The organism is Bacteroides sp. An51A, from assembly GCF_002161565.1.
In the GTDB taxonomy this organism is placed as follows: domain Bacteria; phylum Bacteroidota; class Bacteroidia; order Bacteroidales; family Bacteroidaceae; genus Phocaeicola; species Phocaeicola intestinalis.
This window is the reverse complement of record NZ_NFIC01000005.1, coordinates 284595-300398: the sequence shown is the minus strand read 5'-3', so window position 1 is coordinate 300398 and position 15804 is coordinate 284595. Positions and strand designations below refer to the sequence as shown.

Sequence of the window (15804 nt, the reverse complement as noted above, 5' to 3'; positions counted from 1 at the left end):
TACATTTAGTTTTTAGTTTGTTACAATCATCGTACAAAGGAAAGTAAAAAACACCAAAACACAATCAGTCATCTTTTCGTAAAACGTAAAATTGATGGATTCGTAAGAAGAATGCTTCAGGAATGCTTCAGATTTCTTTCAATTTCAGACGGTAACGTGCGGGCGTCATTCCAGTTGAAGATTGAAAGGTAGCATAGAAAGTGGACAAGGAACTGAATCCTACTTCTGCTGCGATTTGTTTTAAAGGCTTGTTGGCTTCGAAATCGGACATTTGGGCAATAGCTTCCCTAATCCGGTAATCATTGATGAGTTGCGTGAATGTCTTTCCGGTCGATTCATTGATGGTTTTTGAAAGATAGGTGCGGTTGGTTCCCAACCGGTCGGCTACGGAAGCCACGGTAAGCGAAGGGTCGGTAAACAGCTTCTGTTCTATCATCAGTGCCGTAAACCGGCTCAACAGGTTGCTCAGCTTATCCGAAGGAAGGGTGGCGGATGCTGCCTGTATCGTTTCGTCGGAGTGCAGGTTTTCCATTTGCTTCATCAGCAGTTGTTCGCGTTGCATATATTCCCGGTTTTGAGATACGATGGCACGGTACAGCCGGTTTTTCTTTTTGTAGAAATAAAAAGTCATGCCCAGTGCCAGAAGCAGCAAAACCAGTACTACCGTGAACAAGGTTATCTTGAAGCGATTGTCAAGGATTTCCAGATGTTGGGCGTTGATTTGCTGTTCGCGCGAATAAATATCGTGCTTGATGCGGGCTTCCTGTGTGGCACGTTCGCGGATTTCATCGAAGCGGCGGTCTTGATATTGCTGACATTCGAAAGCGTATGCCAGTGCCTGGGAATCGTTTCCTGCTTCGTGATAACTGAGGGAAAGCTCTTTGAGCAGTTGTGCCTTGTGGATAAGAATGCCCGTACTGTCCATCCGGGCAAGACCCTGTTCCAGTATTTCGATGGCTTGCCGGATATGTTGATCGTTCCGCAGAAGCCGGGCGTATTCGATATAGACTTTGGTAATGGTAGAAGGCGATGCGCTTGTGAAATGCCTGATGGCGGAAGCATAATGCCGATAAGCCTTCTCCTTCTTTCCTTCCTTTTCGCAAAGCAACGCCTGCAGGAGATCCAAATCAGCTTCTTCGCCTTCGAACGGAGTTTTCTCGTACATTCTCTCTATCTCTTCGATGGCATTCCGAGCTTGTGGCAGGCTGTCCGCAATCAGGTAATAAAAGGCTGCATTCATTGTTCCGTAAAACAGCGGTATGATTTTATTCCCTTTCCGGGCTATATCTATAGCTTCTTTGGCGAATTTCAATCCCGAAATGTCGTTCCGCATCGAATAGGCTCCCGATATATTGGAAAGAAGAGTGGCGTGCATCCGTACGTCTTGACAAATCCGGACTTCGTCCAGTGCCTGAAAATAATAGGAGAGAGCAGAATATGTGTCGTCATGGACAAACAACGCATAATGGCCGAATCCGTTCAAGATATAGGTTAACGCCTCGTGGTTCTGCATGCGCTCTGCCAGGTTCCGTGCCATTTCCAGGTGCTCATAACTTTTGGTGCTGTTGCGGGATTCGATGTCGGCAAGTCCGAGAATGAGGTGACCGTATAGCTCAGCATACGGACAGTCTTTTTCTCCTACCTCCAGCAAACGCCTCCCGTATTTTCTGGCTTCGGCATTGTTTCCCAGTCCGAGATAATGGAAACCGACGGCCCACAAGGCTTCTTGGTCGTTGGGATTCCTGTCGAGAACCTTCAGATAGGGAGCGACAGTGCTTGAGTCTGCATTTTCTGCCCATGCTGCTCCTCCTGACATAAAGAGCAGGAAGCACAAGGGCACTATGTAAACAAACAATTTGAGCATGTCTTGAATAAATTTGCCAACAAAATAACGAAAACAAATCGAATTTGGCAAGACTTTTGTCAATAAGGAGTTAAAAAGAGTTATTTCTGGAGGTAAAAAAGCGCAGGATTCAATACATTTCAGTTCCCGCTTGGGTTATGTTATCAACGCAAGCGGCTTTCTTTTATAGTTTCCGTTCCAAAACCGTACGTTCTTGGGACGGAAACCGTACGGTCTTGGTTCGGAAACCATACGGTTTTGGGACGGAGAACGTAAAAGTGAAACGGCTTGAAACAGATTCTAAGCCGTTCAATCACACGTTGGTTCATACCCTGCCAAACAAACTTATCAGAGAATTACAGAACAGCTATCCGCAAGGTTTATTTCAGCCATTCGTCTTATAAACTTCCATTCGAAAATAAGGTGAAGAGTTTCACACTATCAAAACTCTTTTCTATCTTTGCAGCGACAATAAACAAAGACTTATGAACGCTATTGTGACGCAGATGATTATTTTGTTCATTATCGTAATCATCGGCTACTTTCTGAGCAAGAAGAAAATGATGGACGCGGATTTCGACCGCAAACTATCTGTTTTAGTGATTAACGTAACCTGCCCCAGCCTGATTCTGTCTTCCGTAATGGGCGACACGCTTCCCGATAAAGGTTTTATCCTGCCTCTGCTCGTCGTGGGATTCGCTACCTATATCGTTCTTATCGGCGGAGCTTTCCTGCTTCCACGGATCCTGCCCGTAAAGGCTGCCGACCGGGGTATCTATAGTTTCATGCTGGCTTTCGGCAATGTAGGCTTTATCGGCTACCCTATCGTAGCTTCTATCTTCGGAGCCAATGCAGTGTTTTATGCCTGCATCCTCAATTTCCCCAGTACCTTGCTGATATTCGTGTTCGGCACCCTCTTCGTTTCGGGAGGAGAAGGCAAGGTACGCTTCGATTGGCGCACGCTCTATTGTCCGGCGATGATTGCGTCTTACCTTTCCATCCTGATTGTAGTGACCGGCTGGATACCTCCCAAAGTGCTCAGCACGCCTTTCGTCCTCTTGGGAAACATCACCGTACCCGCCGCCCTGCTCATCGTAGGCTCTGCCATTGCCCAAGTTCCTATCTGGCGCATGTTCAGCAATACGGCTATCTACCTCATGTCTGCCCTCCGCCTGATGCTGGTTCCCCTCCTGATATTATACCTCTCGCGCCTGTGCCGGGTAGAGGAAACCATCGCCAACATCAACGTGGTATTGGCAGCAATGCCCGTAGCTTCCTACGGCACTCTGTTCTGCATCCAGTATGGGAAAGGGGAAGTCATCATGGCGGAAGGCACGTTTATCACCACCTTGCTTTCGGTGATTAGCATTCCTTTGCTAACGATGTTTTTATAAAATGAATATCCACAAACATCCCATGTAGAGGCGTATCGCATACGCCCGAATGCATCAACTTATCCACGTGGATGTCTTCGGGGCGTATGCGATACGCCCCTACAAGCAAATTGGGTAAAATGCGGATATTCATTAACTATTTTTATTAACCCATTTTTTGTCTTGATTATTGCAACCATTTTAGGTGGATGCAATAACCATCCGGCAAGCCCTACTTTATTAAATAAGGTAGAAAACCTGATGCCAGCACAACCGGACAGTGCATACGCTTTATTGGCTTCCATCGATACGGATACGCTAAATGCCGAAAGCTTTGCGCATTGGTGTATGCTGAAAGCCGAACTTTCGCACCGTACTTCCCACGTATCCGTACCTTCTATTGAATATATGGAAAAAACTTTCGATTGGTACAAGAAAAAAGGTACGGAAAAAGAATGCCTGAAAGCCGGATTCTATTTAGGCATGGCACATGCCCATGAAGGTGAAAGCGATAAAGCTATGAATATATACGCACGCATATATACTATCGCAGAGAAAAGGCACGATTTCCAGCTAATGGGATATACCTGTTCATATATGGCAGACCTGTATGCAAGACAAGACTACCCATCTCTATCACTAAGAAAGACAAAAGAAGCAGCCGTTTGGTTTCAAAAAGCCAATAACAAAAGAAGTTATGTCTGTGCACTAAGGGATATTTGCCGAAGGTATGCTTACATGGATTCTTTATCGTTAGCATTAACCTATCTACAAAGGGCTGACTCCCTCTGCCAAACATTTAACGACATAAATGTTTACCATTCCATTCTAAATGCGTATGGCAATATCTACCAAATGCAAGGTGAATACGAATTAGCTGAAAAGTATTTTTATCAAACTCTAAATAATAGCGCAAATCCTATTCCTGATTACTTTGCTTTATCTCATTTGTACATAGAAACCAACCAGCTACAGAAAGCCAAAGAAATGCTGCAAAAAATCCCTATGAAAGAAAGCATAAACCGCTATGCCGTATATTCTGATTTATACGAAATAGCCAAGTTGGAAGGAAAATTTGAGCAAGCCCTCAACTATTTAGAACAATATACAGAAATCAATGATTCCTTATCTATTGCTTCCAACGAATCGAAAATACTCGAAATAGAAAACCGCTACAAGCACCAGAAGCTGATGACTGAAAACGCTGAGCTTCGGCTCAAGCAAACGGGCTATCTGCTGGCTTTCGCCGTATGCCTGATAGTAGTCTTAATCGTGCTTTGGATTTACTTCGGCTACCGCAAGCGGACGGAAAAGAAACTCCTGCTGCAACAAGCCGACCTGCGCGATACACGCAACCGCCTGCTGGAACTGTCCATCGAGATGGAGCGGAAAAACGCCCTGCTGAAACATTCGGAAGAAGAGGAAAAATCACTGGAGCGGATGCGCAAAGAAATGGAAACACTGACCGTACGCTACCGTACCCTGCGGAAAAACATGCTGGAAAGCTCGCCTGTATATAAGAAACTGCACCAGCTGGCAAAGCAGAAGAAGCCGCAAAACACCCGGACGCTCATTAGCGAAGAGCTATGGGAGCAAATCAAGCAACAAGCGCAAAAGGTATATCCCGGCCTGCGCCGTTACGTCATCGACCGCTGCCCCGACCTGAGCGAATCGGAGTGGGCATACTGCTGCCTCTACCTGTTCGGATTCGACACCAACGACGAGGCTTCGCTGCTGGGCATCAACCCGACATCAGTCCGCACCAAAACCTTGCGCCTGCGCTCGCGGCTGAACATCGACCTGCCCGCACAAATGTCACTTTATGAATATATTACCATGCAAATATAATCCCATACACACATGCCGGAGCGGCAACCGCCAACCTTTCCCATAAAACTGCCCTTGCATTATCTTTACAGCCTGTTTATACTGTGTGCGGCATTTACATTTGTACATTTTGTAGATGCTACATAGTAGAGACGATGTGCACATCGTCTCTACAGAAACGGTGCGAAATGCCCGTATGCAAAATGTTCGAAAGAATACACAAATCCATACCGCGCATAGTATACGTTATCATTCCAGCCTATTAGGTTTTATGTTCCACGGGCTGGAACGTATATTCCACGCCGTGGAACGTATATTCCAGCCCATGGAATGTACATTCCAGCCCGTGGAATATAAAACCCAGGCTGCCGCGAACAGATTATCAGCCTTGATTTATTGCATTAGCAACGAACTGCAGGAACATAGAGCAATGAATAACCTCTATGAAGAGGCATAAAAGATATGATTTTACGACTCATGTTTTACCGCTTCTTAAGATTTATCATTACCTTTGTGAATACTCATACTATATGTGAATTGAATGCGAAACGGTATAGAAATGGTGAGGAAACAGTAGAGACGATGTGCACATCGTCTCTACAACCGCAATAATCAAGAAAATAAAGTTATGAATAGATTTAAAGACAAATATCGAATTCAGTCAGCCCGTGCATCTTGGCACGACTATAACAGTGGTGCATATTTCGTGACGATATGTACAGCTGAACAAGTCTGTTACTTTGGTACGATATCTGACGGTAAGATGCTGTTATCGGATATGGGAAAAGCTGCAAAGGAAAATCTGGCAAACATTTCCTCGCATTATCCACATGCAGAGATTCCACTGTTTGTAGTCATGCCTAACCATATTCATGCGGTGGTAATAATTAATGCCGATAAATGCAATTCTTCCATTGTTCCCAATATTTCTAATGCAATTAACGTAGAGACGATGTGCACATCGTCTCTACAACCACGACCATCACAACAAGCACGTTGGAAAACAGAAACTGTTGACAATAGAATGCGAGAAATATCACATAAGCGTGGGGCATTATCTGTTGTTATCGGAGGATTTAAACGTGCCATGACCTGCCATTCCCGCCAAAACAACATCCCTTTTGCATGGCAATCCCGTTTTCATGAGCGCATCATCAGAAACACCAATGAGATGAACCATATTGCCGAATACATTGAAAACAATGTAGCGAAATGGGATTTGGACAAATTAAATAAAACCAATAATGATGTCCGCATTTAGCTATACCATGCATGGTATAGATTTGTATATTCCCTCTACTATTGCAAACACAAAAAGAAAGCGTCGCAAAACATGCTTCCGCATGCCTGCGACGCCTCTCGCTTTATACACCTTTAAACAAAATGAACTTTCGTTCCTTTATTTGCGCGCTTCGGCAATATAGCCTAACGCTTCCTTACACTTATCAGTAATGTAAGCCCAGTCTTCTGCCGCTACCTTATCTTTCGGGAAGAGCTTCGAGCCCATACCTACGCAGAACACACCAGCCTTGATCCATGAAGTCAGGTTTTCCTGAGTAGGCTCTACACCGCCCGTCACCATCAGTTTCGACCACGGCATCGGTGCCAACATGCCTTTTACCAACTTCGGACCCAATACATCGCCGGGGAATACCTTGCACAGGTCGCAGCCTACTTCTTGTGCAAAGCCTACTTCGGACACGCTTCCGCATCCCGGAGTGTAAGCTACCAAACGGCGGTTGCATACCTTAGCGATTTCGGGATTGAACAACGGACCTACCACGAAGTTGGCTCCCAACTGGATATAAAGCGCAGCCGTAGCAGGGTCTACTACAGAGCCTACGCCCAACGCCATTTCAGGACATTCCTTAGCGGCGAACTTCACTACTTCGGCAAATACCTCGTGAGCGAAGTCACCACGGTTTGTAAACTCGAAAGCACGCACGCCGCCATCATAGCAAGCCTTAACCACTTTCTTTGCCACTTCTGCGTCTTTATGGTAGAACACAGGCACCATGCCGGTTGAACCGATTTTGTTCAACACAGCTATCTTATCAAATTTTGCCACAATTTAAAGTTTTAAGTTTATGAAATTTCTCACCACAGATTACACAGATTATTTTAAAATCAAATGAACCTATCTGTGTAATCTGTGGTGAATAAAAAGATTTAGCGTTGTACGCGACCGCTTGCATCACCGCCAGCCAGTGCTTCTACCTCTTCTACCGAAACAAGGTTGAAGTCACCGTTGATGGTATGTTTCAATGCAGAAGCAGCTACGGCAAATTCCAATGCTTCGCCTTGATTCGGCTTCGTCAGCAGACCGTGGATGATACCGCCTGAGAACGAGTCGCCGCCACCTACACGGTCGATAATGGGGTTGATGTCGTAACGCTTCGATGTATAGAACTCTTCGCCGTTATAAATCATTGCTTTCCAGCCATTGTGAGTAGCCGAGAACGATTCACGCAAGGTAGAGATAACATACTTGAATCCGAATTCTTTCGCCATGGCAGTAAAAATGCCTTTGTAACCTTCCGCATCGGTCTTTCCGCCTTCCACATCAGCATCCGGCTTGAATCCCAGGCAGAGTTCCGCATCTTCTTCGTTTCCGATGCAAACATCCACGTATTGCATCAACGGGCGCATGATAGACTGGGCTTTTTCCTTGGTCCACAATTTCTTACGGAAGTTCAAGTCTACAGATACCGTTACTCCGTGACGCTTGGCAGCCTCGCAAGCCAATTTGGTCAGTTCTGCAGCTTTATCGGAAATAGCCGGCGTGATGCCCGACCAGTGGAACCAGTCAGCACCTTCCATGATAGCATCAAAGTCGAAGTCAGAAGGATCAGCTTCAGCGATAGCTGAGTGTGCACGGTCGTAAATCACTTTACTCGGGCGCATAGAAGCACCTGTTTCAAGATAATAAATACCCAGACGGTCACCGCCACGGGCAATATAATCGGTCTTGACACCATATTTGCGCAAAGCGTTGAGGGCACATTGTCCGATTTCATGCTTCGGCAATTTGGTTACAAAATAAGCATCATGTCCATAATTGGCACAGCTGACAGCTACATTCGCTTCGCCGCCACCATACACTACATCGAAACTATCCGACTGTACGAACCGCGTATTGCCCGGCGTAGACAGCCGCAACATAATCTCGCCTAAAGTAACAATTTTTCCCATTGCTAATAATTTTTATATCGTTTATACTTCTTGTTTGATTAAATTCCATACTTTCCACATAAAGGAAAACATTTATCCGCTCTGTGTACGCACACAAAGGTACGATTTATTTTTTAAATACCAAAAAAAGTAATATATTTGTATCGATATTTTTTCAACACACACATTAAACCATCTTTTAAAACACATTTTATTAAGGTATAGAGACATGGACAAACAAGCAGAACGAATCCGAATCAAAGACATAGCCCATCTGGCAGGGGTATCAGTAGGCACGGTCGACCGTGTGCTTCACGGACGCAGCGGAGTATCTGAAGCCAGCCGGAAAAAAGTAGAAAATATCCTGAAACAACTAGACTACCAGCCGAATATGTATGCCAGCGCACTGGCATCGAACAAGAAATACGTCTTTGCCTGCCTGCTGCCCCAACATACAGCAGGAGAATACTGGACGTATGTAGAAAACGGGATGAAACGTGCTATCAAGGCATTCTCGGATTTCAATATATCACTGGTAAGCGGATACTACGACCAATACATGCCAGGCGACTTCAGGCGGGCAGGAGAAAAACTGCTGGAAGAGGCTCCCGACGGACTGGTCATCTCTCCTACCATCGAATCGGAAACTACCGGATTTGCCGGCGAGCTGCAGGTACGTTCTATACCTTATATATTTATAGACTCGAACATCCCAAGCCTCAAACCGCTTGCCTTTTACGGGCAACATGCCAAACAAAGCGGATACTTTGCCGCACGCATCATGAAAATGCTGATGCAAGACCAAACCGAACTGGTAATATTCCGCCAGATAAACGAAGGCAGGCTGGGTTCGAACCAGCAGCTGCATCGCGAAGAAGGATTTTACAGCTATATGAAAGAACATCATCCCAACCTGACAATGCTGGAACTGAACCTGTATGCCAAACGACCGGGCGAGGATGAAACGTTGCTGAATGATTTCTTCCGGGAACATCCTGAACTGTCCTATGGCATTACATTCAACTCGAAAGCATATATCATTGGCGAATACATGGAAAAGCAGCACCGGAAAAACTTTCACTTGATGGGATATGACCTGTTGGAGCGTAATGTCAACTGCCTGAGAAAAGGCAGTATCGACTTTATTATCGCCCAGCAACCCTCACTTCAAGGCTATAACAGCATTGCAAGCCTGTGCGACCATTTAATCCTGAAGAAAACTATCAAAGAATGCAACTATATGCCCATCAATTTCCTTTCGATAGAAAACATCGACTTCTATCTGGACATGCACCGGAACAATCATAACTAACCTTTAGTTCTTGAGCCTGTGACTTCTTACGTTCTTCATAACAGAAACCCACAAACTCAAAAACCCAAAAAACTTAAAAACTCAAAAAAACAAAAACCCAATTATTTATGGAAACAACTTATTTGAAAATCAACCCTGCCGACAATGTAGCCGTTGCAATCACCCCGTTGAAATCAGGCGAAACCATTACCGTAGACGGTCAGGACATCGTGCTGAAAACAGACATTCCCGCCGGACACAAGGTGACACTGACGGACTTTAATGAAGGCGACAACATCATCAAATACGGATATCCCATCGGACACGCCACAAAGCACGTACCGCAAGGAAGCTGGATTTCGGAAAAGGAAATCAAGACTAACCTTGCCGGATTGCTGGAATACACGTACCAGCCGGCCGAAGTAGCGCTAGACATCCCCTACGAAAACCGTACATTCAAAGGTTACCGGCGTAAAAACGGTGACGTGGGCATCCGCAACGAGATATGGATTATTCCGACCGTGGGCTGCGTGAACGGCATCGTAAACCAACTTGCCGAAACCTTGCGCCGGGAAACAAACGAGGAAGGCATTGATGCCATCGTAGCTTTCCCCCACAACTATGGCTGCTCGCAACTGGGAGATGACCACGAAAACACCAAGAAAATCTTGCGCGACATGGTGCTTCACCCCAATGCCGGAGCCGTACTGGTAGTAGGACTGGGATGTGAAAACAACCAGCCGGACATCTTCCGTGAATTTATCGGTACGTATGATGAAGAGCGCATCAAATTTATGGTAGCACAGAAAGTGGACGACGAACTGGAAGAAGGCATGAAGATTCTGCGGGACCTGTATGCCAAATGCAAGCAGGATGTCCGCACCGATGTCCCACTCTCGGAACTGCGCGTAGGACTAAAATGTGGAGGCTCGGACGGATTCTCGGGCATTACAGCCAATCCGCTGCTGGGCATGTTCTCTGACTACCTCATCGCACAAGGCGGCACTTCTGTCCTGACCGAAGTACCGGAAATGTTCGGCGCCGAAACCATCCTGATGAACCGCTGTAAAACTCCGGAACTGTTCGAACAGACCGTACACCTGATAAATGACTTCAAAGAATACTTTTTGTCACACGGCGAACCTGTAGGCGAAAATCCATCTCCAGGAAACAAGGCTGGAGGCATTTCCACTCTGGAAGAAAAAGCTTTGGGATGCACACAAAAGTGCGGAAAGAGTTATGTGTCGGGGGTATTGCCTTACGGCGAACGCTTGCAGACGAAAGGCTTAAGCCTACTGTCGGCACCAGGCAACGACTTAGTAGCAGCTACAGCTCTGGCTTCATGCGGCTGCCACCTCGTACTCTTTACTACTGGACGCGGTACACCTTTCGGCACTTACGTCCCCACAATGAAAATATCCACCAATTCCCGCCTTGCTGCCCACAAGCCCGGATGGATTGACTTTAATGCTGGAGTAATCGTAGAAAACGAACCGATGGAAGTAACTTGCCGCCGTTTTACCGACTATGTCATCCAAGTGGCAAGCGGAGAATGGGTAAACAATGAAAAGAAAAACTACCGCGAAATAGCCATCTTCAAAACTGGAGTTACGCTATAAGGAATGAAAAATAAAGCAATGAAACAAATAACGGAGGGTGCAGAAGCATTGCTCCGTTATTTGTTTTGAATATCCGCAAACATCCCAATGGATGAAAAGGAGTTATGCCCGCTTCGCTCACAGGAGTTAAATGCCAATAGCCCTGCTATGGTTTCCATTAGTAAAAGTATTGGCTTCTAACTCCCTTTAACTCCCTGAAATAACTCCTTATTGGTGAAATGCGGACATTCATATAAAAATATTATCTTTGCACCAGCTTTCATTTTACAGATTTTTCGACTCATGGACTATAACAAACTGACTCCCATTGTAAACAAGCCGAACGGATGGGCACTGATGCCGCTCGTCGTTTTTCTGTGCCTGTACCTGATAACCTCCATCATCGTCAACGACTTTTACAAAGTTCCCATAACCGTGGCGTTCCTGGTAGCTTCGGTTTATGCCGTCGCCACAACCAAAGGGCTTTCGCTGAACGACCGCATCCTGCAATACTCTTCGGGAGCCGCCAATACCAACATCATGCTGATGATTTGGATATTTATCCTTGCCGGAGCCTTTGCCCAGTCGGCAAAAGCCATGGGGGCCATTGATGCTACCGTCAATCTTACCCTCTGGCTCCTTCCGGAAAACCTGTTGCTTGCCGGCGTATTTCTCGCCTCGTGCTTTATCTCGCTCTCCATCGGCACCTCGGTAGGCACCATTGTCGCCCTTGCTCCGGTAGCTGCAGGCATTGCCGCCAAGACCGACATCAGCATGGCGTTTATGACGGCCATCGTCGTTGGAGGGGCTTTCTTTGGTGACAATCTTTCTTTTATTTCCGATACCACCATTGCCGCGACACGCACCCAAGGCTGCGTGATGCGCGACAAGTTCCGTGTCAATTTTCTGATTGCTCTCCCGGCAGCCCTGCTGGTATTGATATACTACATTGTATACGGAATGCAAACCGAAGCCCATCCCGACATCTCTCCCATCGAATGGGTGAAAATCATCCCCTACCTTATCGTGCTGGGAACTTCCATCGCCGGAATGAATGTCACACTGGTATTGCTCTTAGGCTTGTTATCGACCGGCATCATCGGATGGGGATACGGCACATTCGACCTTTTCGGATGGTTTGGCGCAATGGGAGAAGGTGTACTGGGAATGGGGGAACTGATTATCATCACGCTGATGGCAGGTGGTATGCTGGAACTCATCCGGTTCAATGGAGGCATCGACTATATCCTGCACCGGCTGACCGAATGCATCAACAACAAACGGGGAGCCGAATTCAGCATTGCCGCCCTCGTCAGCCTTGCCAATTTCTGTACCGCCAACAATACGATTGCCATCATCACAGTGGGTCCACTCGCCAGCCGCATAGCGGAAGAATACCGGGTAGACAAGCGGAAAAGTGCCAGCATACTCGACACATTCTCGTGCGTAATACAGGGCATTATCCCCTATGGGGCACAGATGCTGATTGCAGCCGGACTGACCCAATTGTCTCCACTCGACATTATTCCCTACCTTTATTATCCGATGGCATTAGGAATATTCGCCATCCTAAGCATCGCATTCCGTTTCCCACGACGGTACTCCTGATGGAATATTATAAAAAGCACCACAGATTACACGGATATTCAATTTTTCGATTTACGAAGTACGATTTTAGAAGCTGTTTTGAATTTCTCCAAAAAGTTTTTCTTGGCTTGATGTATCCGTTTTCGTGTGTGCTTTGGGCGATTTTTTGATCCTTTCCGCTCCTGTTCTTCGTCAGATAGCCCGCTATCTTCCCCCACCGCTATCTTCCTCATCACAAAAGCGAAAATGCCTCAAAAACTCATTCCAAATCAGCGCACGATAAATTCAAAACAGCTTCTTAATATCAAAAATAGTAAATTATCAAATCGTAAATTGATTAATCTGTGTAATCTGTGGTGAAAAAGCGTCAACGCGCTGCCGTGGCATTGCTGAATGCACTGGTCACCTCATCGAAGAAAACCGGGTCGGGATTTGCCTGAAGCAACTGCATCATCAAATCATATACATCGGCATGGCTGTCCAATTTCATCGCCATCTGCAAATCGGCCAATGACTCTTCATACTTGCCGTTGTTCATATAAACTTCTGCACGTGCCTTGTAGTTTTCCACATCCGAAGGAGTCAGGCGGATAGCCTCATCCAAATCGTCTTCCGCTTCGGCGTATGCCTTGGCATTCATCAGCAGCATGCCTCGCGTATAATACGCAAACGCACGATACTCGGTATCCGCTTCGGGTATAAAGCGTAAGCTTTCGTTTACTGCATGGAAAGCCAACTTGGCATCTCCGCAAAAATTACAGACCAAAGCCATATAGCAATGGGCATAGCCATTCTCCGGATTGGCGTTCAGTTCGTTAGTCAGATAAGTATAAGCCTGTTCGATATTACCTTCGTTCAAAGCCTCTACTCCTTTTTGATAATCGGCCGTAACCGGACGCTCGAAACCTTTTGCAAAAAGGGAATTTACCGCCAGCAGCCCGCAAATCAATGTTATAATCAGTGTCTTCATGATACCATTAGGTTGTTTTTGATTGTTGGCTGCGAAATTACAAGCTTTTCTCCGAACAACAAATACCTTTTTTTATGTTCTGCATCAGCTTTTTAACACTTTCCTGCTCAATGACCACAAACCTAAGAAGGTCAGCAGCCCGTTGAACATCAACATTTCATAACCGAAAGCATATCCTGCCAGGTAAAAACACAGGCGGTCGGTGGCATAACACACCAGCGGAGAGAGCAACGCCACATAAGGAACAAACCGGTCACGAGGCAACCTGCGGGTAAACATTCCGAAAGCAAACATGCCCAACAGCGGTCCGTACGTATAGGCTGCCAGTACATAAATCGTATCGATAATACTCTGACTGCCTACCGCCTTGAACACCAACATACAGCCGATAAACACAACAGAAATACCTATATGCACACACCGGCGAATGCGTTGTGCCTTACCCTCCGAAAACTGTCCTACCTCCAGAATGTCAATACAGAAACTGGTGGTCAATGCCGCCAATGCCGAATCGGCACTGGAAAAAGCCGCAGCGATTATGCCGATGGTAAAGAGCACCAGCACCACCGGACCTAAATATCCCTCGGCGGCAAACATCGGAAGAATATCATCCCCCTTGGCTGGCAAGTCTACCCCCAACCGGGAAGAAGCCAGCAACAACAATATCCCCAACACCAGAAACAGGAAATTGACCGGCAAAAACGAGAAACCGTAACAATACATATTCTTCTGCGCCTCCTTCAGGTTGCGGCACGAAAGGTTCTTCTGCATCATATCCTGATCCAGCCCTGTCATAACGATGGTAATGAAAATGCCGCTGAAGAACTGCTTGAAAAAGTTTTGCTTCGAATGCCAGTCGTCATACACAAAGATACGGCTGTGCGCATTATCCGCCACAGCACCGGCAACCGATGACCAGTCGCCACCGAGCATCGCCACTACCTTGTATATAATAAGGAGTAAAGCCGCCAGCAGGCAGAAGGTCTGCAGGCTATCGGTCCAGACAATGGTACGTATTCCGCTCTTATGCGTGTATAGCCAGATAAGGACTACCGTACCGATGGCAGTCAGCACAAAAGGGACACCGATGCGTCGAACACATAATGCTGCAAAATCAGACAGACCAAGTACAGACGCGCGGACGCTCCCAGCAATTTAGAGACCAGAAAAAAAGAAGCGCCCGTCTTATAAGAACAGACACCGAAACGTTCTTTCAAATAAGTATAAATGGAAATCAGGTTCAGCCGGTAATAAAGCGGAAGCAGCACATGGGCTATCAGCAGATAACCGACAAAAAAGCCCAGACAGGTCTGCATATACGTCATATCAATGCTCCGCACCATGCCGGGCACCGAAACAAACGTCACGCCCGAAAGCGAAGCCCCTATCATACCGAATGACACAATGTACCACGGCGACTGGCGGTTGCCCCGGAAAAAAGCATCGTTGTCGCTGCTGCGAACCGACGTGATATGCGCCACCAGCAAAAGGATGCCGAAATAAACCGCTATGGTAACAAGGATGAATATGCCGTTCATTGTCATTTCAATCTATTTAACCGAAGCAGCTCTTCGATTTCTTTCTTGCTGATAGAAGAACGCTCAGCCTTATCGTAAATGTAAAGCAAGTTGATTTCGCTCTCTTCCACCGCTACCACTACCGTAAAGGTAATAACCCGCGCGCCGCCGCTCTTGCCTTTCCCTTTCGAGGTGATAGCCATGCGAATCTTGCGCAATCCGCCGCCCAAGTCGGTACCGAGGTGCGGATTGGCTGAAATCTCAAGAAGCAGTTTCGCATAATCGTCAGCAATGGACGCATAACGTTTACCTAATCTTTTAATTTCCTTATCAAAAGATTTTGCCGTTTTTATCTTATAGTCCATTCCGAAGCTCCTCTAATAATTCTTCGGCAGGCCGTGTTCGTCCAGCCTTCATATCTTTCAGCCCCGCGTCAATCCCCGCGAGGATTTCTTCCTTGCTGATATACTCGGTTTCCTCTTCCTCCTTGCGGGTGCCTTCCAGCAATTTGTCGGCAAGCCATATACGGTTCCGCTCGCTAAGCGAAAGCGACTGGATATATTGCCAAAGACTTTCCATCGATGCTGATACTCTCATAGCGTATTCCTCCTTATATGATTAAGTGAC

14 protein-coding genes and 1 pseudogene are annotated in these 15804 nt (G+C 46.4%); 7 read left to right on the top strand and 8 right to left on the bottom strand.

Annotated elements, in window-relative coordinates; genetic code table 11:
• Positions 1-127: 127 nt before the first annotated feature.
• Positions 128-1864 (bottom strand): response regulator transcription factor, encoded by a 1737-nt coding sequence (locus tag B5G04_RS11745; RefSeq protein WP_087397287.1) that lies wholly within the window; start codon positions 1862-1864, stop codon positions 128-130.
• 464 nt (positions 1865-2328) lie between these two features.
• Here B5G04_RS11745 and B5G04_RS11740 point away from each other — a divergent pair, with 464 nt between their 5' ends.
• The 4 genes from B5G04_RS11740 to B5G04_RS11725 all read left to right on the top strand — a co-directional run bounded on the left by B5G04_RS11740 (position 2329) and on the right by B5G04_RS11725 (position 6304).
• Entirely contained in the window at positions 2329-3237 is a 909-nt protein-coding gene (locus B5G04_RS11740) for an AEC family transporter (protein ID WP_087397285.1), read from the top strand.
• 162 nt (positions 3238-3399) lie between these two features.
• On the top strand, positions 3400-5064 hold the full coding sequence (locus B5G04_RS11735; RefSeq protein WP_143270465.1) for a hypothetical protein: 1665 nt from the start codon (positions 3400-3402) through the stop codon (positions 5062-5064).
• 175 nt (positions 5065-5239) lie between these two features.
• A complete protein-coding gene (locus B5G04_RS20215; RefSeq protein WP_204247015.1) occupies positions 5240-5500 on the top strand; it encodes a hypothetical protein in 261 nt (86 codons plus the stop codon).
• A 171-nt stretch (positions 5501-5671) separates the two neighbouring features.
• Entirely contained in the window at positions 5672-6304 is a 633-nt protein-coding gene (locus B5G04_RS11725; protein ID WP_087397279.1) for a transposase, read from the top strand.
• A 138-nt stretch (positions 6305-6442) separates the two neighbouring features.
• Here B5G04_RS11725 and B5G04_RS11720 read toward each other — a convergent pair whose 3' ends face one another.
• Complete coding sequence (locus tag B5G04_RS11720) at positions 6443-7111, bottom strand: bifunctional 4-hydroxy-2-oxoglutarate aldolase/2-dehydro-3-deoxy-phosphogluconate aldolase (RefSeq protein WP_022038971.1); 669 nt, start codon at positions 7109-7111, stop codon at positions 6443-6445.
• A 101-nt stretch (positions 7112-7212) separates the two neighbouring features.
• The gene (locus B5G04_RS11715) at positions 7213-8235 is read right to left on the bottom strand and encodes a sugar kinase (protein WP_022038972.1); all 1023 of its coding nucleotides are present in this window, start codon (positions 8233-8235) and stop codon (positions 7213-7215) included.
• 208 nt (positions 8236-8443) lie between these two features.
• Here B5G04_RS11715 and B5G04_RS11710 point away from each other — a divergent pair, with 208 nt between their 5' ends.
• The 3 genes from B5G04_RS11710 (at position 8444) to B5G04_RS11700 (ending at position 12711) form a co-directional block, all read left to right on the top strand.
• The gene (locus B5G04_RS11710; protein WP_087397277.1) at positions 8444-9526 is read left to right on the top strand and encodes a LacI family DNA-binding transcriptional regulator; all 1083 of its coding nucleotides are present in this window, start codon (positions 8444-8446) and stop codon (positions 9524-9526) included.
• Between the two features lie 107 nt (positions 9527-9633).
• Positions 9634-11124: an altronate dehydratase family protein gene (locus B5G04_RS11705; protein WP_022038974.1), complete on the top strand. Its 1491-nt coding sequence runs from the start codon at positions 9634-9636 to the stop codon at positions 11122-11124.
• Positions 11125-11406: 282 nt separating this feature from the next.
• A complete protein-coding gene (locus tag B5G04_RS11700) occupies positions 11407-12711 on the top strand; it encodes a Na+/H+ antiporter NhaC family protein (protein ID WP_087397274.1) in 1305 nt (434 codons plus the stop codon).
• Positions 12712-12749: 38 nt separating this feature from the next.
• Here B5G04_RS11700 and B5G04_RS11695 read toward each other — a convergent pair whose 3' ends face one another.
• From B5G04_RS11695 to B5G04_RS11675, 5 genes and pseudogenes are all read right to left on the bottom strand, one after another.
• On the bottom strand, positions 12750-12923 hold the full coding sequence (locus B5G04_RS11695) for a hypothetical protein (RefSeq protein ID WP_158100099.1): 174 nt from the start codon (positions 12921-12923) through the stop codon (positions 12750-12752).
• A 134-nt stretch (positions 12924-13057) separates the two neighbouring features.
• On the bottom strand, positions 13058-13660 hold the full coding sequence (locus B5G04_RS11690; protein WP_087247445.1) for a tetratricopeptide repeat protein: 603 nt from the start codon (positions 13658-13660) through the stop codon (positions 13058-13060).
• An 84-nt stretch (positions 13661-13744) separates the two neighbouring features.
• Positions 13745-15198 (bottom strand): annotated as a pseudogene (locus B5G04_RS11685) (sodium:solute symporter).
• Between the two features lie 2 nt (positions 15199-15200).
• Positions 15201-15542, bottom strand: coding sequence for a type II toxin-antitoxin system RelE/ParE family toxin (locus tag B5G04_RS11680; RefSeq protein ID WP_087397272.1), 342 nt, complete (start codon positions 15540-15542; stop codon positions 15201-15203).
• Positions 15532-15774 carry a hypothetical protein gene (locus B5G04_RS11675; protein WP_022038978.1) on the bottom strand — a complete coding sequence of 81 codons (243 nt, stop codon included), beginning with the start codon at positions 15772-15774 and terminating at the stop codon, positions 15532-15534. The genes B5G04_RS11680 and B5G04_RS11675 overlap by 11 nt, the downstream gene beginning before the upstream one ends.
• Between the last annotated feature and the right edge of the window lie 30 nt (positions 15775-15804).

Coding starts and splice junctions, on each gene's coding strand:
- B5G04_RS11745 (WP_087397287.1), bottom strand. CDS start 1,864: ATGCTCAAATTGTTTGTTTACATAGTGCCCTTGTGCTTCCTGCTCTTT.
- B5G04_RS11740 (WP_087397285.1), top strand. CDS start 2,329: ATGAACGCTATTGTGACGCAGATGATTATTTTGTTCATTATCGTAATC.
- B5G04_RS20215 (WP_204247015.1), top strand. CDS start 5,240: ATGCAAAATGTTCGAAAGAATACACAAATCCATACCGCGCATAGTATA.
- B5G04_RS11725 (WP_087397279.1), top strand. CDS start 5,672: ATGAATAGATTTAAAGACAAATATCGAATTCAGTCAGCCCGTGCATCT.
- B5G04_RS11715 (WP_022038972.1), bottom strand. CDS start 8,235: ATGGGAAAAATTGTTACTTTAGGCGAGATTATGTTGCGGCTGTCTACG.
- B5G04_RS11710 (WP_087397277.1), top strand. CDS start 8,444: ATGGACAAACAAGCAGAACGAATCCGAATCAAAGACATAGCCCATCTG.
- B5G04_RS11705 (WP_022038974.1), top strand. CDS start 9,634: ATGGAAACAACTTATTTGAAAATCAACCCTGCCGACAATGTAGCCGTT.
- B5G04_RS11700 (WP_087397274.1), top strand. CDS start 11,407: ATGGACTATAACAAACTGACTCCCATTGTAAACAAGCCGAACGGATGG.
- B5G04_RS11695 (WP_158100099.1), bottom strand. CDS start 12,923: ATGAGGAAGATAGCGGTGGGGGAAGATAGCGGGCTATCTGACGAAGAA.
- B5G04_RS11690 (WP_087247445.1), bottom strand. CDS start 13,660: ATGAAGACACTGATTATAACATTGATTTGCGGGCTGCTGGCGGTAAAT.
- B5G04_RS11680 (WP_087397272.1), bottom strand. CDS start 15,542: ATGGACTATAAGATAAAAACGGCAAAATCTTTTGATAAGGAAATTAAA.
- B5G04_RS11675 (WP_022038978.1), bottom strand. CDS start 15,774: ATGAGAGTATCAGCATCGATGGAAAGTCTTTGGCAATATATCCAGTCG.